Raw genomic sequence first — 25,485 nt, 5'->3', positions numbered from 1 at the left:
GATAAACTGTGCGGCATCTCCATTGCCCACCACGTTGCCCGCCATGACCTTCGCTTCCCTCGGCCTGATCGAACCCCTGCTGCGCTGCCTCGACGGCCTCGACTACAAGACCCCGACGCCCGTCCAGGCCCAGGCCATCGGCCCGATCATCAACGGCCGCGATCTGATGGCCGCGGCGCAGACCGGCACCGGCAAGACCGCCGCCTTCACCCTGCCGATCCTGCAGCGCCTGATGATGGAAGGCCCGACCGTCGCCAGCAACTCGGTGCGCGCCCTGGTGCTGGTGCCGACCCGCGAGTTGGCCGAGCAGGTGCAGCAAAGCGTGCAGACCTACTCGCAGTTTCTGCCCCTGCGCAGTTACGCGGTGTACGGTGGCGTGAGCATCAACCCGCAGATGATGAAGCTGCGCAAAGGTCTCGACGTACTGGTCGCCACCCCTGGTCGGCTGCTCGACCTGTACCGCCAGAACGCGGTGAAGTTTTCCCAGTTGCAGGTGCTGGTGCTCGATGAAGCCGATCGCATGCTCGACCTGGGCTTTGCCCGCGAGCTGGACGACCTGTTCGCCGCCTTGCCGAAGAAGCGCCAGACCCTGCTGTTCTCCGCGACCTTTTCCGAGGCCATTCGCACCCTGGCCGGTGAAATGTTGCGGGACCCGCTGAGCATCGAAGTCAGCCCGCGCAACGCCGCCGCCAAGTCGGTCAAGCAGTGGCTGATTCCGGTCGACAAGAAGCGCAAGGCCGAGCTGTTCCTGCACCTGTACCGCAGCAAGAAATGGTCGCAGGTGCTGGTCTTCGTCAAGACCCGCAAGGGCGTCGATGAACTCGAGCAGGAACTGCTGGCCGCAGGCATTCGTGCCGATGCGATCCACGGTGACAAGCCGCAGCCGACCCGCCTGCGTGCACTGCAGCGCTTCAAGGCCGGCGAAGTCGACGTGCTGGTCGCCACCGATGTGGCCGCCCGCGGCCTGGATATCGATGACCTGCCACTGGTGGTCAACTTCGACCTGCCCATCGTCGCCGAAGACTACGTGCACCGCATCGGTCGTACCGGTCGCGCGGGGGCCAGCGGCCAGGCCGTGTCGCTGGTCTGCGCCGACGAGGTGCAACTGCTCTCGGCCATCGAAGCGCTGATCCAGCAGATCGTGCAGCGCGTCGACGAGCCGGACTTCATCCCCGACCACCGTGTGCCGCAGACGATGGCTGGCGGTCTGGTGGTGAAAAAACCGAAGAAGCCGAAAAAGCCCAAGGTGGTCGGGGGCGGCAAGTCCGGCAGCCTGGGCCGCTGGATGGAGAGCGACGAACCTGCCGCACCGCCGGTCAAGGCCATCCGCAAGGTGCCGAGTTTCGGTGGCAAGCCGAAGGGCGGGCGTTAATGCTGATACGCCGCGCCAGGGAGGTGGATGTCGACGCGATCACCGCGATAGTCCACGACGCCTACGCCCCCTATATTCCACGGATCGGCAGGCAGCCGGCGCCGATGCTCGATGACTATCGCCAGGTCATTGCAGGGTACAGGGTGTTCGTATTGGAGGCGGACGGTGCGGTGAGGGGCGTTTTGGTGCTGGAGCATGAGGGCGATGTGCTGCATGTGCAGAACGTCGCGGTCTGCAATCAGGCCCGTGGCCAGGGGCTGGGCAGGCAACTGATGGGCTTCGCCGAAGACCAGGCTCGGGAACTGGGTTGCGTGGCCATCGAGCTGTACACCAACGAGCGGATGACCGAGAACATCCTCTTCTACCCGCGTTTGGGGTACCGGGAAACGCGCCGGGCAGTTGAGGACGGTTACGCCCGGGTGTTCTTTCGAAAGACGATTTCGCTCGAAAGCTAGACGGCGCATTGCGAGAGCGCTCCTGGGTATCGCTGCGCTCAATTCAGGCTTCGTGCTTTTTTCCGCTCAGATATTCTGCCCGATCCGCCACAGCACGCCGCTCGGGTCGAAGATGATGAATTCGCGGATGCCCCAGGGCTGGTCTTGCGGTTCGATGGTGCGCACACCGAAACGCTCGCTGAGCTTTTCCTTCTGCACGTTGGCCCACCAGGCTTCGACGTCGTCGACCAGCAGGTGCATGACGAAGTTGTCCGCCTGCTCCTTGACGTAGAAGTTCTGCAGCAGAAAGGCGTTGTGCTCGCCGTTGCTGAAGTAACTCATCTCGTCCGATTGCCAGCCGGGTTTGAAGCCCAGTGCGGTGTAGAAGGCCTGGCTGAGCGGGTAGTCCTTGGCCGGGATGAAGGTCTTGAGTTCGACGCTGGTCAGCATGGGGATCCTCCTGATCCGGGGTTATCGGTTTTTGGTTCGCAGCCAGCGGGCGATGCCCTGGCCGGCCACACGGCCACTGGCGAAGCACGCGGTGAGCAGGTAGCCGCCGGTGGGCGCCTCCCAGTCGAGCATTTCGCCCGCGCAGAACGTGCCGGGCAGTACGGTCAGCATCAACCCCTTGTCGAGGGCTTCGAAAGGCACGCCACCGGCGCTGCTGATCGCTTCCTCCAGGGGGCGCGGTTGGCGCAGTTCGATGGGCAGGGCCTTGATCGAGGCGGCCAGGCGCTGGGGATCGGCGTAGTGCTCGGCGGCGGTCAGCTCGCGCAGCAGCGCGGCCTTGACGCCATCCAGCCCGGCCTGACGATGCAGGTGCTTGGCCATGGAGTGCGAGCCACGGGGCTTGCTCAGGGCCTTGCTCAAGGCGTCTTCGCTGCGCTGTGGCAGCAGGTCGAGGTGCACCGTGCAGCTACCGTCGCGGGTGATGCGCTGGCGAATGCCGGCGGACAGGGCGTACACCAGGCTGCCCTCGATACCGGTGGCGGTGAGCACGAACTCACCCTGGCGCTGCGCCTCACCGCTCAGACCCAGGGCGACGTTCTTCAGCGGTGCCCCGGCGAATTTCTCGCGCAACAGCGGGCTCCAGGTGGCCACGTCGAAACCGCAGTTGCTCGGTTGCAGCGGGGCGATGGGCACGCCGGCCCGTTGCAGGTGGGCGACCCAGCTGCCGTCGGAGCCTAGCCGCGGCCAACTGCCGCCGCCCAGGGCCAGCAATACGGCATCGGCGTGGACCGCGCGCTCGCCTTCGGGGGTGCCCACGCGCAGGCTGCCGTCGTCATTCCAGCCCAGCCAGCGGTGCCGGGTGTGCAGGTGCACCCCGGCTTCGCGCAGGCGTTTGAGCCAGGCGCGCAGTAGCGGCGCTGCCTTCATGTCGGTGGGGAACACGCGGCCCGAGGTGCCGACGAAGGTGTCGATACCCAGGCCATGAATCCAGGCGCGCAGGGCATCGGCGTCGAAGCCTTGCAGCAGTTCGTCGACCTGCCCTTGGCGCTCGCCGTAACGGCTGACGAACGCCGGGTAGGCTTCGGAATGGGTGATGTTCATCCCGCCGACGCCGGCCAGGAGGAACTTGCGGCCCACGGAGGGCATGGCGTCGTAGAGGTCGACCCGCACGCCGGTGAGCGCCAGGGTTTCAGCGGCCATCAGGCCGGCGGGGCCGCCGCCGATGATGACGGCGGACAGGGAGTTCTGGGTCATAAGATTTGGCGAAGTTGGGCTGGCGCGCATTCTAACGCAGGCTCCGCCATCGGGCATGGGCGCCGCACAGGTCGGCGCCCGTGTTGCTTGCTACTGCTGACGCAATTGTGGCTCGGCCTGCTGTTGCATGCTGGCCTGGGCGGCTTTGGCCCGCTCAACATATTTCTGGTAGGCGGGGATGGCAATGGCAGAGAGGGTACCGATCATGACCAGTATGGCAAAGACGCCGGCGAGGCCCATCAGCCAGGCACTGCCCTTGGTGCGCCCGTACTTGGCGTTCCATTTCTGGTCACTGGTGCAGAAGAATACGATGGCCTCAATCAGCGAAATCAGGCTGGGAATGCCGGTGCCCCAGAACAGCAGATAGAACAGCCCCCACCACTGGCCCAGATAGAAACGGTGAAAACCGAGACCGCCAAGGAACAGCGCGAGCAGACCCGCGGTGATCTTGCTTCGAGGGTTGAGATTCTGGTTGGCGCTGCAGTGCGAGCAGGTCTGCGCAGTGGCAGTGATGGGCGAGCCGCAATTACGGCAGAACACGCTTTCTACTTCGAGATTGGCGCCGGGCGCCTGGTAGGCATGAGCTTGCATGGAAACATCCTTGTGAGAAAGGCGGCGACTCTAGCAGTGGGCAGAGGCGGGTGATAGCAGTTGGCCGTGATTCTGTGAGCTGGGTGCTTTCCTACGGGGGGCGGAGCTACCCGAGCCCTCGTTGCTGCCATACCCGCGCGGCGCTGTGATGGAGAATGCCATGGCGGCGGGCCAGGGCGTGGCGATCCTTGCTGTAGCCGCCACCGATCACGCCGACCACTGGAATGTCGCGGCCCAGGCAATGATGCAGCACGGCTTCGTCGCGGGCAGCCAGGCCGGCGTCGCTGAGTTGCAGATAGCCGAGGGCATCGTCGCGGTGCACGTCGACGCCGGCGTCATAGAGCACGATATCCGGCTGATAGAGGGGCAGCAGGTAGTCGAGGGTGTCGTCGACGACTTTCAGGTAGTCGCGGTCGCCCAGGCCACGAGGCAGTGGGATGTCCCAGTCGCTGCGGGCCTTGCGTGTCGGGTAGTTCTGCTCGCAGTGCAGCGACACGGTGACGGCGTTGTCCACGTGTTCGAGCAGCCGCGCGGTGCCGTCGCCCTGGTGGACGTCGCAATCGAAGATCAGTACGCGATGCGCCTGGCCGCTTTCCAGCAGGTAGCGGGCGATCACGGCCAGGTCGTTGAAGATGCAGAAGCCTGCCGGGTAATCGTAGTGGGCGTGGTGGGTGCCGCCCGCCAGGTGACAGGCCAGGCCATGTTGCAGCGCCTGCTCGGTTGCCAGTAGCGAGCCACCCACTGCCCGCACGGTGCGACGTGCCAGCGCCGGGCTCCACGGCAGCCCGAGACGGCGCTGATCTTCATGGCTCAGCTCGCCGCTCAGGTAACGCTCGATATAGGCGGGGCAATGGCAGAGGGCGAGGATGTCCGCGGGGCAGATTTGCGGACGCAGCAGGTCGGCATCCCGGGTCAGGCCGCTGTCCACCAGGTGGTCGCGCAGCAGACGGAATTTCTCCATCGGGAAGCGGTGGCCTTCCGGAAAGGGCGGGCTGTAGTCGTCGTGGTAGATCAGCGGCAGGGGCATACAATGGCGGCGTTTGGTGAACCCTGGGCAGTATGCACGAGAAGCGAAATGGATGTGATCGAGCTGCAAACGCCGCGCCTGTACCTGAGCGCCTGGCGTGATGACGACCTCGCCGACCTGGCGACCCTGTGCGCTGACGAGCAGGTGATGCGCCATTTTCCGGCGCCCTTGAGCCTTGAGCAGAGCCAGGCATTGCTGGCGCGCCTGCAGCAGCACTTCAGCCAGCATGGGTTTTGCTTCTGGGCGCTGCGGCATCGCCACGACGGGCGCTTCATTGGCATGACCGGGCTGGCCCATGTCGGCTTCGAGGCCGCCTTCACGCCGGCGGTGGAGATCGGTTGGCGATTGCTGCCGGAGCACTGGGGGCAGGGGTACGCTCAGGAGGCTGCTCGAGCGGCCCTGGACTGCGCCTTCGTGCGCCTTGAGCTGCCGCAAGTGGTGTCCTTCACGGCCGCCGTGAACGTGCCCTCGCAGCGGGTCATGCAGGCGCTCGGCATGCAGCCGGCTGGCGGCTTCGAGCATCCGGCACTGGCGCCCGGTCACCGGCTATACCAGCACCTGCTGTATCGGATCACGCGTGGCGAATGGCCGAAGCGGGGCTGAGCCTGTCGCCTCCGTCGCCATCCCGCGATTCCTGACAGGCGGCAAAGGCATTACCATTCACCGTCCGCGCACCCCGCGCGTGTCGCAGTATTGCCCTGGGTAGGGGCCGTGGAGAACCGTATGAGTCAAGTCCTGCAAGAATTGGTGGCGCTGCTGAGCCTCGAGGCCATCGAGGAAAACCTGTTCCGTGGCGTCAGCCAGGATCTCGGTTTTCGCCAACTCTTCGGCGGTCAGGTACTGGGCCAGTGCGTGTCGGCGGCCACCCAGACGGTCGAGGCCGATCGTCATGTGCACTCGCTGCATGGCTACTTCCTGCGCCCGGGCGATGCCGCATTGCCGGTGGTCTATCAGGTCGACCGCGTGCGTGACGGCGGCAGTTTCAGCACCCGCCGGGTAACGGCGGTGCAGAAGGGCAAGGCGATCTTCACCTGCAGCGCCTCGTTCCAGTACCTCGAAGAAGGGCTCCACCATCAGGCGCAGATGCCTGACGTCCCGGGCCCGGAAGGGCTGCGTTCGGAAACCGAACTGGCCAGCCTGGTAGCCGACTCGTTGCCGCCTCGGGTGCGCGAGCGTGTGCTGTTCGACAAGCCCATCGAGATTCGCCCGGTGACCGTCGATAATCCGTTCGCCCCCAAGGTCAGCGAGCCGGTCAAGTACGTGTGGTTCCGCGCTGACGGTGAGTTGCCGGACACACCTGCCATCCACAAGTACCTGCTTGGCTATGCCTCGGACTTCAATCTGCTGACCACCTCGATGCTGCCCCACGGCGTATCGGTGTGGCAGAAGTTCATGCAGGTGGCCAGCCTCGATCACTCCATCTGGTTCCACGGCAACCTGCGCATGGACGACTGGCTGCTCTACGCCATGGACAGCCCCTGGGCTGGCAATGCCCGCGGTTTTTCTCGCGGCAGCGTGTTCAACCGCCAGGGCCAACTGGTCGCCTCCGTGGCCCAGGAGGGCCTGATCCGACTGCGTGAAGACTGGCGCTGAAACGATAACCCGATGACGCCATCATCTTGACTTGTCAGACAGTTTTCCATGTCCGCTGATAGCGGGTGTCCTTTTGTTCTGTAGGACATCTGCCCCATGTCTGCCCGCTTATCTCCTACGTCAAAAAATATTCTTCATTTCAATCAATCTGTTGCGCATGGCATTGAGGGGTTGGTGAAAACATGCCTGATTCATTGACGCGTGCAATCGCCTGAACGTGGTCGACCCTTGTCCTGTCTCCCTCTCAATACCCGGATGTGACGATCCGGGTTTCTGAGCATGGGAGTTTCTCGAGTCTGCAGGAGACGGTTATGCGGCGTTCAGCGCTACTGGTTTCATCCCTTCTGGCGTTGGCCATTGGCTCAACGGCGAATGCAGCCGGTACCGTTACCGGTCAGCTTGGCATTCAACTGGTCATCACCGATGGCTGCACCGTGGGTAACGGCGGTTCTGCCGGCGGGACCTTCGGCAATATCGATTTCGGCAGCGTTGCCGCCATCACCGCGCCGCTGGAGGCGCAGTCCGTGGGTTCTGGCGGCGGTGGCTCGTTCAGCGTGACGTGCAACAACGGCACCGATTACAGCGTGACCCTCGACAGTGGCGGCAACCCCGCTGGCGGTCAGCGCAACATGAGCAACGGCACCGATCTGATCGCCTACAACCTGTTCCAGGATGCTGGCCGTACCACGCCCTGGGGCGACGGCAGCAATGGCGGCGATACCCTGGATTCGACCGGCAATGGCGAGGTCCAGGAGATCGTCGTGTATGGCCAGGTGCCGCCCCGTGCGGCCGTGCCGTCGGTGGGTACCTATACCGATACCGTACAGGTGACGGTGGCCTGGTAAACGCCAGCAGGCGGTTCGTCCGCTCGCCTGCCAACCCCCCGCTTTCTGTCAGGGAATTGCCATGTACGGCTACCGGCCCGTTCAATTCGTGGCGCTGCTTGCGCTTGCCCCCGGTTTGCTCAGCGCTGCCAGCAAGACCGCGACCATCGGCCTGTTCGCCGAGATACTGCCGGCCTGCAGCGCGGGCAGCACCGCAGCGAACGATCTTGGTCAGTTCGGCACCTTCGACCTCGGCACCCACTCCATTCTGCGCAGCCAGCTCGACGTGGTCGGCCAGCCCGGGAACGGCGCGCTGCGGGTCAATTGCCTGAGCAATACGCCCTATCAGGTGCTGATCAGCGCAGGTGGCAGTGGCAACGTCAATGCCCGGCGCCTGCAGGGGCCGAGTGCGCAGATCGCCTACAACCTCTACACCTCGGCGAGCTACCAGACCGTCTGGGACAACACGGTGGGCATCAGCCGCACCGGTACTGGCCAGGATCAATGGCTGCCGGTGTATGGCCGGGTTCCGGCGCAGCGTTCCCCGGCGGCGGGCATCTACCGCGATACGGTTACCGTCACGGTGAAATGGTGACGTCGCTGCGACGCGCCTGGCCGTTTGCGATGCTGCTCGCTGCACTGGATGCGCGCGCCGATACCGGAACCAACGAGCAACGCGTCGACCGGCAATTTCAGGTCCGCGCGGTGATCACCGCCGGTTGCCTGCTCGGTAGCGGCGGCAGCGATGTGGCCAGCTACGGCAACATCAACTTCGGGCCGCTCGGCAGCCTTGGCAGCCCGGTGAACCGCACCAGCACACCCGGCAGCGGCAGCATCGTGCTGCAGTGCACGCCGGGCATCGCGCTGACCATCGGCATTGGTGCCGGGGCCAACGCCAGCAGCGTGACAGACGGGCGTTTTCTGGCCAAAGGCGGCGAACGTCTGCGTTATCAACTATACAAGGACAGTGCCTTCAGCAATGTCTGGGGGGACGGCAACAATGGTGCCACGGCTCTCAGCGCGACGTTTCCCTCTGCTGGGGGTACTCAGAGTTATCCGGTCTATGCCCGGCTGTTCAGCGTTACGCCGATGCCCAGCGCAGGTGTTTACAGCGACGTGGTGACCGTTACCGTGAGTTATTGAACAGGGAGATCCACATGGCCCGCGCGGCATGGCAGCACCTCGATTTTCTTCATGCCAGGGCAGGGGCCTTAGTTCTACTACTGATGTTCGCGGGCCATGTGGGGGCAGCCAGTTCGGTGTTGATCTGGCCGATCAACCCGGTGATCGAGGCCGAGCAGAAAGCGGTGGCGTTGTGGCTGGAAAACCGCGGCCAGGCACCGGTCAATCTGCAGATACGGGTGATGGACTGGAAACAGTCGGACTTCGAGGATCGCCTCGACGCGCAGCGTGAGGTGGTCGGTAGCCCACCGGTGGTGACCATCGCTCCGGGCAAGCGGCAGATGATCCGCCTGATGGTCATGCAGGCGCCGCAGGTCGGGGTGCAGCGAGCCTACCGGGTGCTGATCGACGAGATGCTCGACAGCAATGCGGCTCCCGATCCGCAGCTGGGTGTGAAGTTTCAGATGCGCTATTCGATTCCCCTGTTCGTATTCGGCAGCGGCGCCGCGCCGGAGGGCGCCACCGAGCAGGCTGGCAAGAGCGTGCAGAGCCTGGCGCCCAAACTCAGGTACCGGATTCAGCAGCAAGGCGGCACACGCTTCCTGCAACTGCGCAACGACGGCACTGCCCATGCGCGATTGTCGGCGGTGAAGTTCGCTAGCGGTGGCAAGCAGCAGGTGGTGGCCGAGGGCCTGCTCGGCTACGTGTTGCCCGGCGCGCAGATGCGCTGGCCGTTGCCACCGGGGGTGGGCGCTGATGGCGCGGTGCTGGAGGCCATGGTCAATGAGCGCAAAGAGCCCCTGTCGATACCCGGGCAGTGAGCATGCGGTTCGGTGGTCGTTGAACGATGCCCTCAGGGATGCGCGCTGCCCTGGCTCATTGGCTCGGCGTCTTGCTGCTGCTGGCGGGGCAGGCGGGGCAGGCACAACAGATGCCCGATGAGTACGTTCTTTATCTGGAGCTGGTGGTCAATGAACTGTCGACCGAGCGGATCGTGCCGGTGACTTATCGCGCCGGCCGTTATCTGGTCGACAGCGACGAATTGCGCGCTGTCGGTGTGCCGTTGGCCGAGGACGCCAGCGGCTTGCAGGATCTGGCCGTTATCCCGGGCCTGCAGAGCGACTACCAGCAGGAATTCCAGCAGTTGAAACTGACCCTGCCCAGCGATTGGCTGCCCGACCAGACGGTGGGGCAGACCCAGGTTTATGAAGGGGTGGCGGCCCAGAGCTCGTTCGGAGCGCTGCTCAACTACGACTTCTATTACAGCGACAGTGACGAGGGCTCGCGCCTGCTCAACGGTTGGCTGGAACAGCGGGTGTTCGGCAGCATGGGGCGGCTCAGCAACAGCGGCGTATACCGGCATGCCTTCGCAGGCAACCGTGCCCAGGGTGATGGCTACATTCGCTACGACACCTTCTGGCGCTACAACGACCAGCAGCGGATGCTCAGCTACGAGGCCGGTGACCTGATCACCGGCGCGCTGACCTGGAATCGCGCGGTGCGCATCGGTGGGGTGCAGCTATCGCGCAACTTCGGTCTGCGCCCGGACCTGATCACCTACCCGTTGCCGAGTTTCAGCGGCGATGCCGCGGTACCGACCTCGGTGGATCTGCTGATCAACAACAGCCGGGTCAGCAGCGAAATGCTCAACCCCGGCCCCTTCACCATCAGCAGCGTGCCCTTCATCAGCGGCGCCGGCACCGCGACCGTGGTGGCCACCGATGCACTGGGGCGCCAGGTGGCCACCGACGTGCCGTTCTACGTGACCAATACCCTGCTGCAAAAGGGGCTCTACGATTACTCGCTGTCCGTCGGCAAGCTGCGCCAGGACTACGGTGTGGAGAACTTCGCCTACGGCAGCCAGGCCGCCAGTGGCACGTTCCGCTATGGCGTGGGCGATGGTTTCACTCTGGAAAGCCATGCTGAAAGCGCTGATGACCTGCGCCTGGGCGGTGTGGGCGGCACCTTCGCGGTAGGCACCTGGGGCACCCTGGGAACCTCGGTTTCCTACAGCGCGCACGATGGCCAGCGCGGCCAGCAACTGAGCTTGGGCTACAGCTATTACTCGCCGTTGTTCGGCCTTGCCATGCAGCGCGTGCAGCGCGACGAAGCCTATGCCGACCTCAGCGTGATCAGCGCGCTGCAGAGCAGCCGTGGGGTTTCGGGGCTGGCGAAGACCACCGACCAGGTGACCCTGTCGCTGAACCCCCGACGCATCGGCAATATCGGCATCGGCTATTTTGCCAGCCAGATGCATGACGGTACCCGCAGCCGCCTGGTCAACCTGTCCTGGTCGCGCGGGCTGCCTGGCAACAGCAACCTGTTCCTGTCGCTCAACCGTGAAATCGGTGAACCCGGCTATTCCGCGCTGCTGCAATGGATGATCCCCTTCGACCTGCGCTCGACCTTCAGCGTAGGCCTGGAGCGTGATCGCGAGGGTGGCTATCGGCAGCGCAGCAACTTCGGTCGCAGTGCACCCAGTGAAGGCGGGGTGGGCTACAACCTGGCCTATGCCGCTGGCAATGGCGACCGCTACGCTCAGGCCGACATGACCTGGCGTGCGCGGCATGCCCAGTACCAGGCAGGCGTCTACGACGATGGCGGGCGGCGCACCTACTGGGGCGATGTCAGCGGCTCGGTGGTGGCGATGAGCGGCGGGGTGTATGCCAGCAACCGCATCGACGACGCCTTCGTGCTGGTCAGCACCGATGGCTATGCCGGGGTGCCGGTGAGTTTCGAGCACCAGCTGCTCGGCGAAACCAATTCCCGGGGGCATCTGCTGGTGCCCTGGGTGCCTTCCTACTACCCGGGCCAGTACGCCATCGATTCACTGGGGCTGCCAGCCAATATCCGCACCCCGGAGGTCGAGCGCAGCATCGCGGTGCACGAGGGCAGTGGTGCGATGCTCGACTTCGAGCTGCGTCGGGTGGTGGCCGCCAGCATCGTGCTGATCGACAGCCGCGGTGAGGTGCTGCCCCGTGGCAGCCAGGTGACCCTGGAGGGGCGTGACCGACAGGCCACCGTTGGCTGGGATGGCCTGGTGTATTTCGAGGGGCTGCAGAAAAGCAATCGCCTGCAGGTGGCGCTGCCCGATGGCGGTCAGTGCGCCGCGGGGTTCGAACTGGCAAGCCTTGATGAGGAAATGTCCCTGGTGGGGCCACTGACATGTCGTTGAGGAACGAGCGATGAGCGCTATTCGTGCACTGCTACTTCTTGCTGCTCTGCTACCTGGGGCCGCCTGGGCGGTCTGCACCACGCCGGGTGCCGCGGTGAGCCTCGGCACGAGCAATTCGCTGAGCCTGATCAGCACGCCGCAGAGCTCGGCAGGTAGCGGCGGTGTGCAATGCACTGGAACGTTGACCCTGCTGGGTACCAACTTCATCCGCGTCACGCTGCTCAACAATCCCGTGCTGGTCAGTGGTTCGCAGCAGATCCCGTTGCAGGTGTTCACCGACATCGGCTACAGCAACAGGCTGCAGACCGGCCAGCAGGTTCAACTGACCAACGCCACGCTTCTGGGGTTGGGCGGCAGCACCGGGACGCTTCCTCTCTACTATCGCACCGCCACCGGTGCCAACGTGGCGGCAGGCACCTACACCGCGACGCTGAACCTGAACTGGCAGTACGCGGTGTGTACGGGCGTTTTCGTGGCGGGCATCTGCTCCAACTGGGCGCTCAGCCCAGGTGCCGCTAGGCCTTCCTGCGGCGTGCTGGCGTGCAACCCGCCAAGCCCCTGGGGCGCAGGTGCCAACGTATCGGTCACCGTGACCCTGGTGGTCACCAAGGCCTGCGTGATCAACAACAGCGAACTGGTGATGGATTTCGGTACCCAGGCGCTGGTCAGCCAGTTCGCGCCGGTGACGCGCAACATCGGTGTCACCTGCACCAATACCGAGGGCTATACCGTGGGTTTCGACAACGGCCAGAACTTTCAGGCTCCCTGGCGGCGCATGGCCAGCGGCAGCAATCGGCTCAACTACAACCTGTATTTCCCCAATACCACCACCGTCTGGACCACCACCCAGACGCAACCCATGGTCGGTAACGGCCTGCAGCAGAGCGTGCCGTTCCTGGGCATCATCGACCCTGCCCAGGCCAACGTACCGGTCGGCACCTACACGGATAACGTGACGGTGATCATCATGTACTGAGCAGGTATGCTGCGGTTTCGATTCTGCAGTTGCCGGAGGGGCGATGAGCCTGCAGCGCTACACCCATTGGGTTTTCGATATGGACGGCACCCTGACCATCGCCGTGCATGATTTCGCCGCCATCCGCGTGGCGCTGGATATCCCGGCCGAGGACGACATCCTGCATCACCTGGCCGCGCTTCCCCCGGATGTTTCGCGGGCCAAGCACGCCTGGCTGCTCGAGCACGAACGCGAGCTGGCCATCGCCGCACGGCCTGCGGCAGGGGCCGTGGCGCTGGTGCGCGGCCTGCACGCACGTGGGCTGCGCCTCGGCATCCTGACGCGCAACGCTCGCGAGCTGGCGCTGCTGACTTTGCAGGCCATCGGCGTGGACGACTGCTTCGCGCCGGCCGACATCCTCGGACGTGACGAGGCGCCGCCGAAACCCGACCCTGGCGGCCTGCTGCACCTGGCCGACCGCTGGCAGGTGGCGCCCCAGGACATGGTCATGGTCGGCGACCATCGCCATGATTTGGCCTGTGGCCGTGCCGCCGGTAGCGCTACCGTGCTGGTCAACCTGTCGACCAACCCCTGGCCGGAGTTGAGCGATCACTTCGTCGCCGATTGCACGGCGCTTCAGCGTCTGGCCTTGGGCAATCCGGCTGCCTGACAACAGCCGTTACCGGCCTGCAGATCATCGAGAATCGGGCAGTCGGGACGGTGGTCGCCCTGGCAGTGGTCGACCAGGGTCTGCAGGGTATCGCGCAGGGCTTCGAGCTCGGCGATCTTGCCGTTGAGCGCATCGATGTGCTCCACGGCCAGGGCTTTGACGTCGGCACTGGCCCGTTCACGGTCGTGCCACAGGGCCAGCAGCTTGCCCGACTCGGCCAACGAGAAGCCCAGGTCACGCGCCCGGCGTATGAAGCGCAGGCGCTGCAGATCCCCGTCGTCGTACTGGCGGTAGCCACTTTCGCTGCGCCCCGCACTGGGCAGCAGGCCGATGGCTTCGTAGTAACGGATCATCTTGGCGCTGAGCCCGGTGTGCTTGGCCGCCTGTCCGATATTCATCGCATTACTCCTCGAGGTGGTTGGGCCGCCAGGTTTTCAGCAGCAGGGCATTGCTCACGACGCTCACGCTCGACAGCGCCATGGCGGCGCCGGCGAGCATCGGGTCGAGCAACCCGAAGGCGGCCAGGGGAATGCCCACCAGGTTGTAGATGAAGGCCCAGAACAGATTCTGGCGGATCTTCGCGTAGGTGCGCCGGGCGATATCCAGGGCGGCGGGTACCAGCCGTGGGTCGCCGCGCATCAGGGTGATGCCGGCCGCCTGCATCGCCACATCGGTGCCGCCGCCCATGGCGATGCCGACATCCGCCGCAGCCAGGGCAGGAGCGTCGTTGATGCCGTCACCGACCATGGCCACGACACCAGCGGCTTTCAGCTCACTGACGATACGCGCCTTGTCCGCAGGCAGAACCTGAGCGTGAACCGAACCGATGCCCAATTGCCTGGCGACAGCCTGTGCACTGCCCTGATTGTCGCCGCTGATCAGGTGGCTGACGATATGCCGGCTGCCCAGCGCAGCGACCGCTTCACGGGCGCCTTCTTTCAAGGTGTCGCCGAAGGCGAACAGCGCCAGCACCCGCGCAGGAGAGCCCGGCTCGATCAGCCACGACAAGGTACGCCCCTCGACTTCCCAGGCCTGAGCCGCTTTGGCCAGATCGTCCGGCTCGCTGGCGCCGCTTTCCTGTAGCAGGCGACGATTGCCCAAGTGCAGCGATCGGCCCTCGACCAGGCCGGCAATGCCGCGACCGGCCAAGGCCTGGCTGGCGGCGACTGGTGCAAGGATGAGGGCAGCCTCCTGGCAGGCCTGCAACACCGCCCTGGCCAGAGGGTGCTCGCTGCCTTGCTGTAGCGCACCGGCCAGGCGCAGTGCCTGGTCGGCATCGATGTCGATGGTTTGCAGGTGGGCGATACGTGGTGCGCCGGAGGTCAGGGTGCCGGTCTTGTCGAACGCCACCACCTTCACGTCGTGGGCTATCTCCAGGGCTTCGGCATCCTTGATCAGGATGCCGTGCCGGGCCGCCACCCCGGTGCCGGCCATGATTGCCGTGGGCGTTGCCAGGCCGAGGGCGCAGGGGCAGGCGATCACCAGCACGGCCACGGCATTGAGCAGCGCGTTTTCCAGGCCTGCACCCAGGCTCAGCCAGACGATCAGGGTCAGCAGCGCGATCAACAGCACCACCGGCACGAAGACCTGGCTGACCCTGTCCACCAGTTTCTGGATCGGTGCCTTGGCGGCCTGGGCGTCCTCGACCAGGCGGATGATCCGCGACAGCACGGTTTCTGCCCCCAGGGCGGTGGTCTCGATCAGCAGACGGCCCTCGCCATTGATCGCGCCAGCGGTCACCGAGTCGCCCGGTGCCTTGGCTTGCGGCAGGCTTTCACCACTGATCAGTGCCTCGTCGGCGTGGCTGTCGCCCTCAAGCACCTTGCCGTCGACCGGAAAGCGCTCGCCCGGCCTGACCAGTACCCGGTCGCCCAGGCTCAGCGCACTGACGGCCACGCGTTGCTCGATGCCGCCCTGCAGGCGCGTGGCCTCATCGGGGCGCAACGCCTGCAGGGCCCGGATGGCGCTGGTGGTCTGACGCTTGGCGCGGCTTTCCAGGTATTTGCCGAGCAGGATCAAGGCGATGATCACCGCGGAGGCTTCGAAATACAGGTGTGGCGTGTGCCCCGCCGGGGTGATCGCCCATTGGTAGAGGCTCAGTCCGTAACCGGCGCTGGTGCCCAAGGCGACCAACTGATCCATATTGCCGGAGCCGCTGCGCAGGGCGCTCCACGCGGCTCGGTAGAAACGCGCGCCGAGGACGAACTGCACCGGTGTGGCCAACAGGAACTGTGCCCAGGCCGGCAGCATCAGGTGTACGCCGAAGGGCGCCAGCAGCATCGGCAGGACCAGCGGCGTGGCCAGCAGCAATGCCAGGGCCAGTCGCCAGCGCTCGGCCCGCAGGCGGCGATCGTTGGCGTCACCCGTCACTTGCGGTGCATCCATGGGGCTGGCCGAGTAGCCGGCAGTCGACACCGCAGCCAGCAGCGCCTGGGTATCGACCCCCGTGACCACCTGCACGCGGGCCTGATCGGTCGCCAGGTTGACGTTGACCGCCAGCACGCCAGGCTGTCTGCGCAGCACGCGCTCGACGCGGCCCGCGCAACTGGCACAGGTCATGCCGGAGATGGCCAGATCGAGGCTTTCACTGGGCACTTCGTAGCCCGCCTGGCGTACCGCCGCTATCAACGCCGGCAACTGCTCGACAGGCGCCTCGACACGAGCGCGCTCGCTGGCCAGGTTGACGCTGACTGCATCGACTTGCGGTGCCCCTCGCAGGGCGCGCTCGACCCGACCGACGCAGCTGGCACAGGTCATGCCGCTGATCGGCAGGTCGAGGGTGGGCGGCGTGGGCATGGTCATCTCCGGTTGATCCTAGTGGCAAGCCACAGGATCAACCTTGACCCATGGGTAAGGTCAAGTCCCGGAGCGATTAGGCGTCACTGGCTTGGCGGTGCAGGTGTCAGGTAGGGGCCGGATGGGCTGAGGCCGATGCGGTAGCGGCGAATTTCGCCGGCAGTCAGGTTCAGCCGCTGACTGTCGAGCGGGGTGATGCCCGCCTGGCAGCTTTCGGTGCCGATCATGCCCAGACGCACCGACACATCGCCGGGCGGCAGGTTGAAGGACACCGATTGGCCCTGGAACAGCCGTGCGGCCAGTTGGTCCTGCAGGTAGACGCCGAACTCGCACGGCGATGCCACTTCCAGGCGCTCGCGGGAGATGATCAGCACGGCGTAGCCATCGCCCATGGTGGTATGCGAGGGCAGTACCTGGGCGAGGGCGGGCAGGGGCAAAGCGAGAAACAGTGAGAAGAGTAGGCGGGACATGGTCAGACCAGATGGCTATGGAGTTTTGCTGAGCTTGGCCGAGGTTGGCGGGTTCAACAAGGTCGAGGGTTGACCTTGACCCTGTGGCAAGCTCGATACTTTTTTCAGCAATCCACAGATTGCCCAGGCGGGCAGAGGAGATGACGATGCAGATATTCAAGGTAGACGGCATGACATGCGCACATTGCGAGCGGGCCATCACCGGTGCCGTACAGGCGATCGATGCGTCGGCCCAGGTGCAGGTGGATCTGGCCGCAGGCGAGGTCAGGGTGCAGACCTCTCATCCGGTCGATCAGGTGCTCGAAGCGATCATCAATGAAGGCTACAAGGCAGAGGCGGTACCCGCGGCTAAGACCAGTCGCTGATCAGGCCGCGGAACAGTCCGTCGATCATCACCGGCCCGTCGTTCTGCGGGTCGAACAGGGTGTTGTCGCGCAGCCAGTCGCTGAGCATGCCGACGATCAGCGCGTGGATGGTGCGCGCCGCGAGGCGTGGGGTCATGCCGGGGCGCAGGCGAGGTTGCGCGGTCGGGTGAGCGAAGATCGCCTCGCAGAGGTCGATGAACTGGTTGATGAACGCTTCATGACGCTCTTCGGCCTCGCGCAGTTCTTCGGTGAACTCGCAGCGGTGCAGCAGTACCGTGAAGATGCGCCGCTTCTGCTCGTCCAGGGCTATACCGGCGATACCCGCCACGCAAAGCTCGCGCAGTGACTGCAGGCCGTCGCCCGACTGGCTCTCCTGCAGGTGCCTGGCCAGTTGCTCAGGGGGCAGGCGGACCTGGCTGAGCATGTCGTGAAACAGGTGGGCCTTGTTCTGGAAGTGCCAATACACCGCGCCACGGGTCACCCCCGCATGCTTGGCGATATGCTCCAGGCTGGTGTGGGCGACACCCTTTTCCAGAAACAGTATCTCGGCGGAGGCCAGGATGGTGGTGCGGGTCTGCTCTGCTTGTTCTTTGGTTCGACGCATACGACAGGAATCAAATCGGTTCGGGAATGGCGAGTGTAATTATTTTTTCGCCTTAAGGTTTGTTTTACAGACGAACTTGTATGTAATTGTCGGCATCCACTCTTTCAGGGGCCTCCAGCGCTCCGCCCGTTGATCCAGCCAAGGCTGGAGACACTCGTCGAGTACCGTGCACATGACGCTTCGCCTGTTACTGATTCTTGGGGCACTGAGTGCCTTCGGCCCGCTGGCCATCGACTTCTATCTGCCCAGTTTCCCCGCCCTGGCGCTGGCCTTCGATACCGACACCGAGCACGTCCAGCTCTCCCTGGCGTCCTACTTCGCCGGGCTGGCCATCGGGCAATTGCTCTATGGCCCGCTGGCCGACCGGTTCGGGCGACGCATTCCGCTGCTCGTCGGGGTGTCGCTGTTCACCCTGGCGTCGCTGGCCTGTGCCGTGGCGCCGAGCCTCGAGTGGCTGATCGTCGCGCGCTTCGTGCAGGCCTTGGGTGGTTGTGCCGGGATGGTGGTGTCGCGCGCCGTGGTGCGCGACCTGTGTGACCCGATCAGCTCGGCCAAGGTGTTCTCGCAACTGATGCTGGTGATGGGGCTGGCGCCGATCCTCGCGCCCGTGGCGGGTGGGCTGTTGCTCAACCTGTTCGGCTGGCCGTCGATATTCGTCTGCCTGACGCTGTTCAGCGCGGCTTGCCTGGTTGCCCTGTACCGCTGGCTGCCGGAAACCCTGAACCCCGACGTCGAGCCGGCTCCGCTGCGCGGGGCGATCGGTGAATATCGCCGGCTGTTCGCCGATCTGCCCTTTATCGGCCATGCCCTGACGGGAGGGCTGGCGATTGCGGGTATGTTCGCGTACATCGCCGGTTCGCCCTTCGTGTTCATCCAGCTGTATGGCATTGCGCCGGAACACTACGGTTGGTTGTTCGGCACCAACGCCGCTGGCTTCATCCTGGCGGCGCAGGTCAACGCGTGGCTGGTGTCACGCCAGGGGCCGGCCTACTGGGCCAGGCGCATCGTCTGGTTCTATTTGGGCTGCGGCATGCTGTTGCTGCTGTTGTCGTGGGTGCATACCCATTCGCTTTGGCCACTGATGGTGCCGTTGTTCGGCTGCATCGCGTCGCTGGGCATCCTGCTGCCGAACACCTCCGCCTGCGCCATGGCAGGGCAGGGGCGGCATGCAGGAAGCGCGTCGGCACTGATGGGCAGCCTGCAATTCACCATCGCGGCGACTGCCGCTTCCATGGTTGGCGTGCTGCATGACGGCAGCGCCGTACCGATGGCGCTGGTCATCTTCTCTTGCGGTGTGCTGGCGGTGCTGGCTTCGCGCTTCACCCGCTGGGCGGAGAAGCGCGCCGGGCACCCTCTCGGCTGACCCGAGGATCAGCCTGCCATGCGTTGCCTTTCCGGCAGCGCGTGGGGTGCCTGCACCCTGGCTTCGAGCGTTGCCACGAACTGGCGTGCCTCGGCTTCGCTGCGAAAACTCACCTGATGCCTGCCGAGACTCACTTGCCAGTGAATGCCGAGAGGGCCTTTCAGCGCACGTATCCGGATATCCATGAGGGTGACTCCCAGTGAGGTGCGGACAGTCTAGCCGCAACTGGGAGAACTGCTCTGATGCAGATCAACGAGGCGACGGACGTCCACTGCTCGGCGAGGGAGACGTGGCAGAAGCATTTCCTGCAGGCAAAAAAAGACCCGGCAAAGAGCCGGGTCAATAACCGTGATTAGCCTGATGAGGAGATAATCTGAAGAGTCCGACCTAAGGTCTCTTTAGGTTATCGGCTGATCTCGCGACCAGCTGATGCAAATAATAGCAATTCTCATTTCATAGTCAACAGCTATTTGGAAATTATTTTCATTCATCGCGGCCATAGCGTTCAGCTGCCCGTTGAAACGATGAACCCCGGCACATGGCCGGGGTCCGGTGGCGGCCTGTCGGCTCAACCAGGCTGACGCAGCCCGGTGACTTCCTTGTTGAGCAGGTCGATGCGCCGCGCCATGCTCTCCACCAGGCTGTGGGCGATACGCGGGTTGCTCTCCATCAGGTTGAGGAACTGATCCTTGGGGATCACCATCACCGTGCAGGCCTCGCTGGCCACCACGGTGGCGCTGCGTTTCTCATGGGTGAACACGGCCATGGCGCCGAAGATCTCGTCTTTCTGCACGTCGCCCACCTTCACGCCATCGACGAAGGCTTCGGCATGCCCTTCGATGATGATGAACACGTGATCGGCGTCGTCCCCCTGATGGATCAGCGAGTCGCCTTTGCTGAAGTGCTTGAAACCGGTGGCGGGGCGTACTTCCGGCTGCTTGATGCGTGCCAGGGCGTCGGAAAGCAGGGCGGTGTGGCCCACCAGGTACTGGATGAACAGTTCCTGACGAGATTCGCTGGCGTAGATGTGCTTGAACACCTCGCTACGCGAATAGGGAATCAGGGTGATCGGTTCATCGCTGGTGTAGCGGCATGTCGGCAGGTCGATGCCCTGGCGCAGGCCGACCAGATCGCCTTCTTGCAGATAGAACAGCGGGCGCTCGTCGACCAGCGCATGCAGCAGGCCGTTGTCGATGATGAACAGCTGATTGCCAGGCAATTGGGCGGCCAGGTTCTCGCTGCGCTCCACGTGCAGCGCAGCGCCGCATGGGCTGAGCCCATCGAGTAGTTGCCCGGGGATGCTCTGCAATCGGCTGATCAGTTGGTCGGCGTAGGCCGGTTGTTCCCCGAGTAGATACATGATGGTTCCTTGAGCTGCTCATGCCGAATGCGCACGAAAATCCCTGAAACGATAATCTCCGCCGCGCTCCAGGTAAATCGATCTCGCTGGAGGTTGTGAACCAAGGCGTGTTCTGCCTCCGGGCAATCGCGGCCGAGCCCCCGTTATCCGTGGTGTCAGGCGTTCTGTGACGGGTAATCCGTGTGGACTAGATCCGGTCGTCGTTGGCCGCTTCTTCGAGCTGCAGGTTGAGACTTTCCTTGCGCGTTGGCGGCAGCTCGCTCCAGTGAATGTCCAGCAGTGCACCCTCGATGGCGTAGAGCAGGACCTTGGAGGCCCTGAATCCCCGTGCCCGGACGGCCCGGTAGGCGTCGACCGCGCCGTGCCGGCGCAGGTCGCTGACGTTGTGGATGCCCACCGCGTGAAGCCACTGCGACGAGGTCTTGCCCAGATTCTTGAGGTGCTGCAATTCGTCGTTCATGGAATCTCCTTTTCGCGGCCGTTTTGCAGGTGGATGCTGGCTGGCCGCTGCATTGGGAGAAAGTGTAGCGGCCTTGAGCAGCGGCGCCCGGATGGAGCGTTACACACTGCTACAGGTGGTTGGGGTGGGTGCGATAGCGCAGGCGTGTACCGAAATTCATCGACATGAGGATTTCGTCAGCGCTCAGTTCGGCCGGGAAGTAGGCGCCGGATATCTGCGCATGGGCGATGCTGGCGCCCTCCAGCTGTGCGGTGCGCAAGTCGACCCCGCGCAGGTCGGCACCGCGAAAGTAGGCATCGCGGAAATCGATGCCTTCGGCGTCCAGGGTTCGCAGGTCGAGGCCGCGGAAGTCGCCGCCGCTCAGATCGATGCCGGCGCCTTGCGGACGCTGCGCATTGAACGCGGCGACATCATCGTTGTGCAACAGGCGGTAGAGCGGGGTGTCCAGCTGGCGTGGTTGGCTCATGATGGCAGTGATCCGGGAGGGGGCTCACTGCCAGTATAGAGCGGCCTGGCCGCCCTGCTTGCCCGCTTTACAGGTTTGGGAAGCGCTGGCGAATGGTACTGACCAGTTCGTTGAGGCTGGCGCTGTCGTGGGTATCCACACGCTTGCTATGCGTCAGCTCGCTTTCGTCGAGGGCGTCCTGCCCGGCGCGTTGTGCTTCGATCACCTGCAGCGTGGCGTCGGAAGGATCATCGCCCTGTTGCTGACGTTGCAGCAGCCAGCTGTTGATGACCGAATCGGGCGCCTGACAGTCGGCAATCAGGAAGGGGACCCCGGTCTCTTCGGCGATACCCTGGGCTGCCTGGCGCTGCGCACGCTTGAGGTAGGTGGCGTCGAGCACTACCGGATAACCCGCGTGCAGGGCCAGATCGGCCAGTTCATTCAGGCGCTCGTACACCGATTTGCTGGCATCGTCGCTATAGATGCCGGCATTCAACGGGTCGCCCGCATTCACCTGCTGTTCGCCCAGCAGGCGCTTGCGCTCGACGTCAGAACGGATGCGTATTGCGCCGAGTGCCTCGACCAGGCGCAGCGCAACCTGACTCTTGCCGACCGCGGAAACGCCGCGGGTGATGGCCAGGAAACGAACCGGAATGGCACTGTAGCTTTCCGCCAGGCTGGCGTAACCGCGGTACTGGCGCAGGATCACCGCCCGTTGCACGGCATCCTGTTCCTGGCCAAGGCGGAACAGCGCGACCTTGGCACGTACCAGGGCGCGGTGCGCCTTGTAGAGATTGAACACCTTCAGTGAGCCGTAATCGCCCGTGTGCTCCAGCCAGCCGTTGAGCAGGCGGCGTGCCAGGCACTTGAGGCCGCGATCCTCCAGGTCCATGACCAGGAAGGCGGTATCCAGGGCGATGTCGGTCAGGCGGAAGGGTTCGTTGAACTCGATGCAGTCGAACAGCGTGGCCTGGCCATCCAGCAAGGTGGCGTTACCGAGGTGGATGTCACCGTGGCATTCGCGGATGAAACCGTCTCGGGCTCTGGCTTCCAGATCCGGCCACAGTCGCTCGAGGCTGGTTTCAGCCCAGGCTTCCAGAGCGTCCAGCTGCTGCAGGTCTGCCTTGTCGCTGAGCATCGGGCGAATCTGCTCGAAGTTCTGGCGCAGAGGGGCGACGATGGCGGTGGCATTGCACAGCGAGTGATCGGACGCGACCGTTGGGGTGTGCAGATGGAAATCGGCGATCTGCTTGGCCAGGGCATCGATATGCGTTTCGTTCAGTTCGCCCCGTGCCTGCACCTGGGCCAGCAATTGTTCCTGGGGGAACTGGCGCATTTTCAGGGCGTATTCGATAGCCGAACCTTCGCCATCCAGGCGCGGAGCTTCGACACTGCCGCCGATCGGCAATACCTCCAGATACAAATCCCGGGTCAGGCGCTGATTGAGGCGCAGCTCTTCCTGGCAGAAGTGCTCGCGTGACGCCAGGGAGGTGAAGTCGAGAAAGCCGAAGTTCACTGGCTTCTTGATCTTGTAAGCATAGGGGCCGGTCAGCAGGACCCAGGAAATATGGGTCTCGATGACACTGAAACCGTCCACCGGATGCGGATAAAGGGCCGGGTTCTGCAAGGCGGTAATCAGGGCTTGGCTCACGGGTGATCCTTGGCGTGTATGGAAAGATGACAGGCGCGCATTATGACCCCTCTCCGCGGGGGTGCAAATCGCCAGGGGACAATCGCCTTTCAGCGCCGCCCACAGGGTTGTAGCGAAACGTGAACAGCCTCTCTGCAGTGCCTGCCGACGCTTCGCAAAGTGCGTATAATGCCGCGCCATGACTCGTACCCGATCTTCCCGCTCCCGTTCCAAACGCCGCCCCCGTGGCATGCGCCCCTTGCTGGGCTGGGCTGTAAAGCTTGGCCTGGTCGGCTTGGTGCTGTTCGCTGGTTTTGCGGTTTACCTCGATGCCATCGTCCAGGAGAAATTCTCCGGCAAGCGCTGGACCGTTCCGGCCAAGGTCTACGCCAGGCCGCTCGAACTGTTCGTCGGCCAGAAACTGGCCAAGGATGACCTTCTCAAGGAGATGGACGCCCTCGGCTACCGCCGCGAAAGCACGGCCAATGGTCCGGGTGCCGTTGCCGTGTCGGGTAACAACATCTCCCTGCACTCGCGCGGCTTCCAGTTCTACGAGAGCGTCGAGCAGGCGCAACAGGTCAACGTGCGCTTCTCGGGCGATTACGTCGCCTCGCTGACCAAGGCCGACGGCAAGGACCTGGCCGTGGCGCGTCTGGAGCCGATGCTGATCGGTGGCCTGTACCCGGCGCATCAGGAAGACCGCGTGCTGATCAAGCTCGATCAGGTGCCTGCCTATCTGGTGGAAACCCTGGTGGCTGTCGAGGACCGTGACTTCTTCGACCATTTCGGTGTATCGCCCAAGGGCATCGCCCGTGCGGTGTGGGTCAACGCATCCGCCGGCCAACTGCGCCAGGGTGGCAGTACCCTGACCCAGCAGTTGGTGAAGAACTTCTACCTGACCAACGAGCGCAGCCTGACCCGCAAGATCACCGAAGCCATGATGGCGGTGCTGCTGGAGCTGCATTACGACAAGCGCGAGATTCTCGAGGCCTACCTCAACGAGGTGTTCCTCGGCCAGGACGGCCAGCGTGCCGTGCACGGTTTCGGGCTGGCCAGCCAGTATTTCTTCAGCCAGCCGCTGTCCGAACTCAAGCTCGACCAGGTCGCGCTGCTGGTGGGCATGGTCAAGGGGCCTACCTTCTATAACCCGCGCCGCAACCCCGAGCGGGCGCTGGCGCGTCGTAACATGATTCTCGACCTGCTGGCCGAGCAGGGTGTGGTGTCACCGGAAGAAGCCGCTGCCGCCAAGGAGCGTCCGCTTGGCGTCACCCAGCGTGGCAGCATGGCCAATGGTTCGTTCCCGGCCTTCCTCGACCTGGTCAAGCGCCAGCTGCGTCAGGATTACCACGACGAGGATTTGACCGAAGAAGGCCTGCGCATCTTCACCAGTTTCGACCCGATCCTGCAGCTAAAGGCCGAGGAGGCCCTGGCTGAAACCTTCAAACGCCAGGCCGGGCGCAAGGGGTCCGATCAGGTCGAGGCGGGCATGGTGGTCACCAATCCGGAAACCGGGGAAATTCAGGCGCTGATCGGCAGCCGCCAGCCGCGCTTCGCCGGCTTCAACCGTGCGCTGGATGCGGTGCGTCCTATTGGCTCGCTGATCAAACCGGCCATCTACCTGACCGCCCTCGAGCGCCCCAGCCAGTACACCCTGACCAGTCGGGTGCTGGATGAGCCGTTCTCGGTGAAGGGCCAGGATGGTCAGGTATGGAAACCGCAGAACTACGACCGCAAGGCCCACGGCAGCATTTACCTGTATCAGGGGCTGGCCCACTCCTACAACCTGTCCACCGCCAAATTAGGCTTGGAACTGGGTGTGCCGAACGTGCTCAAAACCCTTGAGCGCCTGGGGGTGTCGCGACAGTGGCCAGCTTACCCGTCGATGTTGCTGGGGGCCGGTGCGCTGACGCCCATGGAAGTGACGGGCATGTACCAGACCCTCGCCAGTGGTGGCTTCAATACGCCGTTGCGCGGTATCCGCAGCGTGCTGACCGCCGAAGGCGAGCCGCTCAAACGCTACCCGTATCAGATTCAGCAGCGGTTCGACGCCGGTTCCATCTACCTGCTGCAGAACGCCATGCAGCGCACCATGCGTGAAGGTACCGGTCGCTCGGTATACAGCCAGTTGCCGAGTTCGCTGACGCTGGCCGGCAAGACCGGTACCAGTAACGATTCACGGGACAGCTGGTTCGCCGGTTTCAGTCAGGATCTGCTGGCCGTGGTGTGGATGGGCCGTGACGACAACGGGCCGACTCCGTTTACCGGTGCGACCGGTGCGTTGCAGGCCTGGACCGGCTTCATGCGCCGGGCCGATCCGCTGCCGCTGGACATGCCGATGCCGGACAACGTGGTGCAGGCATGGGTGGATGCGGCGACCGGGCAGGGCTCGGCAGAGAATTGTCCGGGTGCCGTACAGATGCCGTATATTCGCGGCAGCGAGCCGGCTCCCGGGCCAGGTTGTGGTATCCAGGCCCCCGTCGACTCGGTGATGGACTGGGTAAAAGGCTGGTTGGAATAAGAGAGGT

27 protein-coding genes are annotated in these 25,485 nt (G+C 64.2%); 14 read left to right on the top strand and 13 right to left on the bottom strand.

The window, feature by feature from the left end; genetic code table 11:
• The first annotated feature begins 43 nt into the window (after nt 1–43).
• Both FHR27_RS16160 and FHR27_RS16155 read left to right on the top strand, forming a co-directional pair.
• Nucleotides 44–1,372, top strand: coding sequence for a DEAD/DEAH box helicase (locus FHR27_RS16160; protein ID WP_179539053.1), 1,329 nt, complete (start codon nt 44–46; stop codon nt 1,370–1,372).
• Entirely contained in the window at nt 1,372–1,827 is a 456-nt protein-coding gene (locus tag FHR27_RS16155; protein WP_179539052.1) for a GNAT family N-acetyltransferase, read from the top strand. Before FHR27_RS16160 ends, FHR27_RS16155 begins: the two co-directional genes overlap by 1 nt.
• Nucleotides 1,828–1,893: 66 nt before the next feature.
• On the opposite strand, the gene FHR27_RS16150 is transcribed toward FHR27_RS16155, so the two are convergent.
• From FHR27_RS16150 to FHR27_RS16135, 4 genes are all read right to left on the bottom strand, one after another.
• Nucleotides 1,894–2,256, bottom strand: a complete 363-nt coding sequence (locus FHR27_RS16150; protein ID WP_179539051.1) for a VOC family protein — start codon at nt 2,254–2,256, stop codon at nt 1,894–1,896.
• A 21-nt stretch (nt 2,257–2,277) separates the two neighbouring features.
• Entirely contained in the window at nt 2,278–3,510 is a 1,233-nt protein-coding gene (locus FHR27_RS16145; RefSeq protein ID WP_179539050.1) for a TIGR03862 family flavoprotein, read from the bottom strand.
• Nucleotides 3,511–3,600: 90 nt separating this feature from the next.
• Nucleotides 3,601–4,101 carry an NINE protein gene (locus FHR27_RS16140; protein ID WP_082045744.1) on the bottom strand — a complete coding sequence of 167 codons (501 nt, stop codon included), beginning with the start codon at nt 4,099–4,101 and terminating at the stop codon, nt 3,601–3,603.
• 106 nt (nt 4,102–4,207) lie between these two features.
• Nucleotides 4,208–5,128 carry a histone deacetylase family protein gene (locus FHR27_RS16135; RefSeq protein WP_179539049.1) on the bottom strand — a complete coding sequence of 307 codons (921 nt, stop codon included), beginning with the start codon at nt 5,126–5,128 and terminating at the stop codon, nt 4,208–4,210.
• 48 nt (nt 5,129–5,176) lie between these two features.
• Here FHR27_RS16135 and FHR27_RS16130 point away from each other — a divergent pair, with 48 nt between their 5' ends.
• The 9 genes from FHR27_RS16130 (at nt 5,177) to FHR27_RS16090 (ending at nt 13,467) form a co-directional block, all read left to right on the top strand.
• On the top strand, nt 5,177–5,731 hold the full coding sequence (locus tag FHR27_RS16130; protein ID WP_179539048.1) for a GNAT family N-acetyltransferase: 555 nt from the start codon (nt 5,177–5,179) through the stop codon (nt 5,729–5,731).
• A 120-nt stretch (nt 5,732–5,851) separates the two neighbouring features.
• Nucleotides 5,852–6,721 (top strand): acyl-CoA thioesterase II, encoded by an 870-nt coding sequence (tesB, locus tag FHR27_RS16125; protein ID WP_042553013.1) that lies wholly within the window; start codon nt 5,852–5,854, stop codon nt 6,719–6,721.
• A 311-nt stretch (nt 6,722–7,032) separates the two neighbouring features.
• Nucleotides 7,033–7,566, top strand: a complete 534-nt coding sequence (locus tag FHR27_RS16120; RefSeq protein ID WP_042553014.1) for a Csu type fimbrial protein — start codon at nt 7,033–7,035, stop codon at nt 7,564–7,566.
• 61 nt (nt 7,567–7,627) lie between these two features.
• Complete coding sequence (locus tag FHR27_RS16115) at nt 7,628–8,140, top strand: Csu type fimbrial protein (RefSeq protein WP_052493762.1); 513 nt, start codon at nt 7,628–7,630, stop codon at nt 8,138–8,140.
• A complete protein-coding gene (locus FHR27_RS16110) occupies nt 8,134–8,688 on the top strand; it encodes a Csu type fimbrial protein (protein ID WP_179539047.1) in 555 nt (184 codons plus the stop codon). The genes FHR27_RS16115 and FHR27_RS16110 overlap by 7 nt, the downstream gene beginning before the upstream one ends.
• A 14-nt stretch (nt 8,689–8,702) precedes the next feature.
• Entirely contained in the window at nt 8,703–9,488 is a 786-nt protein-coding gene (locus FHR27_RS16105) for a fimbrial biogenesis chaperone (RefSeq protein ID WP_179539046.1), read from the top strand.
• Nucleotides 9,489–9,526: 38 nt separating this feature from the next.
• Nucleotides 9,527–11,842, top strand: coding sequence for a fimbria/pilus outer membrane usher protein (locus FHR27_RS16100; protein ID WP_257026919.1), 2,316 nt, complete (start codon nt 9,527–9,529; stop codon nt 11,840–11,842).
• Nucleotides 11,843–11,852: 10 nt separating this feature from the next.
• The gene (locus FHR27_RS16095) at nt 11,853–12,818 is read left to right on the top strand and encodes a Csu type fimbrial protein (RefSeq protein ID WP_042553016.1); all 966 of its coding nucleotides are present in this window, start codon (nt 11,853–11,855) and stop codon (nt 12,816–12,818) included.
• 43 nt (nt 12,819–12,861) lie between these two features.
• Nucleotides 12,862–13,467 carry an HAD family hydrolase gene (locus tag FHR27_RS16090; RefSeq protein WP_179539045.1) on the top strand — a complete coding sequence of 202 codons (606 nt, stop codon included), beginning with the start codon at nt 12,862–12,864 and terminating at the stop codon, nt 13,465–13,467.
• Here FHR27_RS16090 and cueR read toward each other — a convergent pair.
• The 3 genes from cueR to FHR27_RS16075 form a co-directional block, all read right to left on the bottom strand.
• On the bottom strand, nt 13,434–13,865 hold the full coding sequence (gene cueR / locus FHR27_RS16085) for a Cu(I)-responsive transcriptional regulator (protein WP_042553018.1): 432 nt from the start codon (nt 13,863–13,865) through the stop codon (nt 13,434–13,436). The genes FHR27_RS16090 and cueR overlap by 34 nt on opposite strands.
• A 4-nt stretch (nt 13,866–13,869) precedes the next feature.
• Nucleotides 13,870–16,263, bottom strand: a complete 2,394-nt coding sequence (locus tag FHR27_RS16080; RefSeq protein WP_179539044.1) for a heavy metal translocating P-type ATPase — start codon at nt 16,261–16,263, stop codon at nt 13,870–13,872.
• Nucleotides 16,264–16,346: 83 nt separating this feature from the next.
• The gene (locus tag FHR27_RS16075; RefSeq protein ID WP_042553019.1) at nt 16,347–16,733 is read right to left on the bottom strand and encodes a hypothetical protein; all 387 of its coding nucleotides are present in this window, start codon (nt 16,731–16,733) and stop codon (nt 16,347–16,349) included.
• Between the two features lie 146 nt (nt 16,734–16,879).
• Here FHR27_RS16075 and FHR27_RS16070 point away from each other — a divergent pair, with 146 nt between their 5' ends.
• Complete coding sequence (locus tag FHR27_RS16070; RefSeq protein ID WP_179539043.1) at nt 16,880–17,098, top strand: heavy-metal-associated domain-containing protein; 219 nt, start codon at nt 16,880–16,882, stop codon at nt 17,096–17,098.
• Here the strand turns inward: FHR27_RS16070 and FHR27_RS16065 are convergent.
• Nucleotides 17,082–17,702 carry a TetR family transcriptional regulator gene (locus FHR27_RS16065; RefSeq protein WP_179539042.1) on the bottom strand — a complete coding sequence of 207 codons (621 nt, stop codon included), beginning with the start codon at nt 17,700–17,702 and terminating at the stop codon, nt 17,082–17,084. The two genes, FHR27_RS16070 and FHR27_RS16065, sit on opposite strands and share 17 nt — an antisense overlap.
• Before the next feature lie 172 nt (nt 17,703–17,874).
• Between FHR27_RS16065 and FHR27_RS16060 the strand changes: the two genes are divergently transcribed.
• Nucleotides 17,875–19,065, top strand: a complete 1,191-nt coding sequence (locus FHR27_RS16060; protein WP_179539041.1) for a multidrug effflux MFS transporter — start codon at nt 17,875–17,877, stop codon at nt 19,063–19,065.
• A gap of 8 nt (nt 19,066–19,073) precedes the next feature.
• On the opposite strand, the gene FHR27_RS16055 is transcribed toward FHR27_RS16060, so the two are convergent.
• From FHR27_RS16055 to FHR27_RS16035, 5 genes are all read right to left on the bottom strand, one after another.
• A complete protein-coding gene (locus FHR27_RS16055) occupies nt 19,074–19,250 on the bottom strand; it encodes a hypothetical protein (protein ID WP_179539040.1) in 177 nt (58 codons plus the stop codon).
• Between the two features lie 383 nt (nt 19,251–19,633).
• On the bottom strand, nt 19,634–20,425 hold the full coding sequence (locus FHR27_RS16050; RefSeq protein WP_042553023.1) for a Crp/Fnr family transcriptional regulator: 792 nt from the start codon (nt 20,423–20,425) through the stop codon (nt 19,634–19,636).
• A 187-nt stretch (nt 20,426–20,612) separates the two neighbouring features.
• Complete coding sequence (locus FHR27_RS16045) at nt 20,613–20,885, bottom strand: TfoX/Sxy family protein (RefSeq protein WP_042553024.1); 273 nt, start codon at nt 20,883–20,885, stop codon at nt 20,613–20,615.
• 109 nt (nt 20,886–20,994) lie between these two features.
• On the bottom strand, nt 20,995–21,351 hold the full coding sequence (locus tag FHR27_RS16040) for a pentapeptide repeat-containing protein (protein WP_042553025.1): 357 nt from the start codon (nt 21,349–21,351) through the stop codon (nt 20,995–20,997).
• Nucleotides 21,352–21,418: 67 nt separating this feature from the next.
• Complete coding sequence (locus FHR27_RS16035; RefSeq protein ID WP_179539039.1) at nt 21,419–22,981, bottom strand: bifunctional aminoglycoside phosphotransferase/ATP-binding protein; 1,563 nt, start codon at nt 22,979–22,981, stop codon at nt 21,419–21,421.
• Between the two features lie 178 nt (nt 22,982–23,159).
• On the opposite strand from FHR27_RS16035, the gene mrcB reads away from it, so the two are divergent.
• Entirely contained in the window at nt 23,160–25,478 is a 2,319-nt protein-coding gene (gene mrcB / locus FHR27_RS16030) for a penicillin-binding protein 1B (protein WP_156152675.1), read from the top strand.
• The last annotated feature ends 7 nt before the right edge of the window (nt 25,479–25,485 follow it).

Source organism: Pseudomonas flavescens (assembly GCF_013408425.1).
GTDB classification, from domain to species: Bacteria; Pseudomonadota; Gammaproteobacteria; order Pseudomonadales; family Pseudomonadaceae; genus Aquipseudomonas; species Aquipseudomonas fulva_A.
This window is presented reverse-complemented; position numbering and strand designations above follow the sequence as displayed.

Excerpts from the sequence above, each read along its gene's own strand:
- FHR27_RS16115 (WP_052493762.1), top strand. The coding sequence starts at position 7,628 with ATGTACGGCTACCGGCCCGTTCAATTCGTGGCGCTGCTTGCGCTTGCC.
- FHR27_RS16110 (WP_179539047.1), top strand. The coding sequence starts at position 8,134 with ATGGTGACGTCGCTGCGACGCGCCTGGCCGTTTGCGATGCTGCTCGCT.
- FHR27_RS16045 (WP_042553024.1), bottom strand. The coding sequence starts at position 20,885 with ATGAACGACGAATTGCAGCACCTCAAGAATCTGGGCAAGACCTCGTCG.
- FHR27_RS16105 (WP_179539046.1), top strand. The coding sequence starts at position 8,703 with ATGGCCCGCGCGGCATGGCAGCACCTCGATTTTCTTCATGCCAGGGCA.
- FHR27_RS16140 (WP_082045744.1), bottom strand. The coding sequence starts at position 4,101 with ATGCAAGCTCATGCCTACCAGGCGCCCGGCGCCAATCTCGAAGTAGAA.
- FHR27_RS16080 (WP_179539044.1), bottom strand. The coding sequence starts at position 16,263 with ATGCCCACGCCGCCCACCCTCGACCTGCCGATCAGCGGCATGACCTGT.
- tesB (WP_042553013.1), top strand. The coding sequence starts at position 5,852 with ATGAGTCAAGTCCTGCAAGAATTGGTGGCGCTGCTGAGCCTCGAGGCC.
- cueR (WP_042553018.1), bottom strand. The coding sequence starts at position 13,865 with ATGAATATCGGACAGGCGGCCAAGCACACCGGGCTCAGCGCCAAGATG.
- FHR27_RS16155 (WP_179539052.1), top strand. The coding sequence starts at position 1,372 with ATGCTGATACGCCGCGCCAGGGAGGTGGATGTCGACGCGATCACCGCG.
- FHR27_RS16060 (WP_179539041.1), top strand. The coding sequence starts at position 17,875 with ATGACGCTTCGCCTGTTACTGATTCTTGGGGCACTGAGTGCCTTCGGC.
- FHR27_RS16040 (WP_042553025.1), bottom strand. The coding sequence starts at position 21,351 with ATGAGCCAACCACGCCAGCTGGACACCCCGCTCTACCGCCTGTTGCAC.
- FHR27_RS16095 (WP_042553016.1), top strand. The coding sequence starts at position 11,853 with ATGAGCGCTATTCGTGCACTGCTACTTCTTGCTGCTCTGCTACCTGGG.
- FHR27_RS16130 (WP_179539048.1), top strand. The coding sequence starts at position 5,177 with ATGGATGTGATCGAGCTGCAAACGCCGCGCCTGTACCTGAGCGCCTGG.
- FHR27_RS16150 (WP_179539051.1), bottom strand. The coding sequence starts at position 2,256 with ATGCTGACCAGCGTCGAACTCAAGACCTTCATCCCGGCCAAGGACTAC.
- FHR27_RS16070 (WP_179539043.1), top strand. The coding sequence starts at position 16,880 with ATGCAGATATTCAAGGTAGACGGCATGACATGCGCACATTGCGAGCGG.
- FHR27_RS16120 (WP_042553014.1), top strand. The coding sequence starts at position 7,033 with ATGCGGCGTTCAGCGCTACTGGTTTCATCCCTTCTGGCGTTGGCCATT.
- FHR27_RS16100 (WP_257026919.1), top strand. The coding sequence starts at position 9,527 with ATGCGCGCTGCCCTGGCTCATTGGCTCGGCGTCTTGCTGCTGCTGGCG.
- FHR27_RS16160 (WP_179539053.1), top strand. The coding sequence starts at position 44 with ATGACCTTCGCTTCCCTCGGCCTGATCGAACCCCTGCTGCGCTGCCTC.
- FHR27_RS16075 (WP_042553019.1), bottom strand. The coding sequence starts at position 16,733 with ATGTCCCGCCTACTCTTCTCACTGTTTCTCGCTTTGCCCCTGCCCGCC.
- FHR27_RS16135 (WP_179539049.1), bottom strand. The coding sequence starts at position 5,128 with ATGCCCCTGCCGCTGATCTACCACGACGACTACAGCCCGCCCTTTCCG.
- FHR27_RS16050 (WP_042553023.1), bottom strand. The coding sequence starts at position 20,425 with ATGTATCTACTCGGGGAACAACCGGCCTACGCCGACCAACTGATCAGC.
- FHR27_RS16055 (WP_179539040.1), bottom strand. The coding sequence starts at position 19,250 with ATGGATATCCGGATACGTGCGCTGAAAGGCCCTCTCGGCATTCACTGG.
- mrcB (WP_156152675.1), top strand. The coding sequence starts at position 23,160 with ATGACTCGTACCCGATCTTCCCGCTCCCGTTCCAAACGCCGCCCCCGT.
- FHR27_RS16090 (WP_179539045.1), top strand. The coding sequence starts at position 12,862 with ATGAGCCTGCAGCGCTACACCCATTGGGTTTTCGATATGGACGGCACC.
- FHR27_RS16065 (WP_179539042.1), bottom strand. The coding sequence starts at position 17,702 with ATGCGTCGAACCAAAGAACAAGCAGAGCAGACCCGCACCACCATCCTG.
- FHR27_RS16145 (WP_179539050.1), bottom strand. The coding sequence starts at position 3,510 with ATGACCCAGAACTCCCTGTCCGCCGTCATCATCGGCGGCGGCCCCGCC.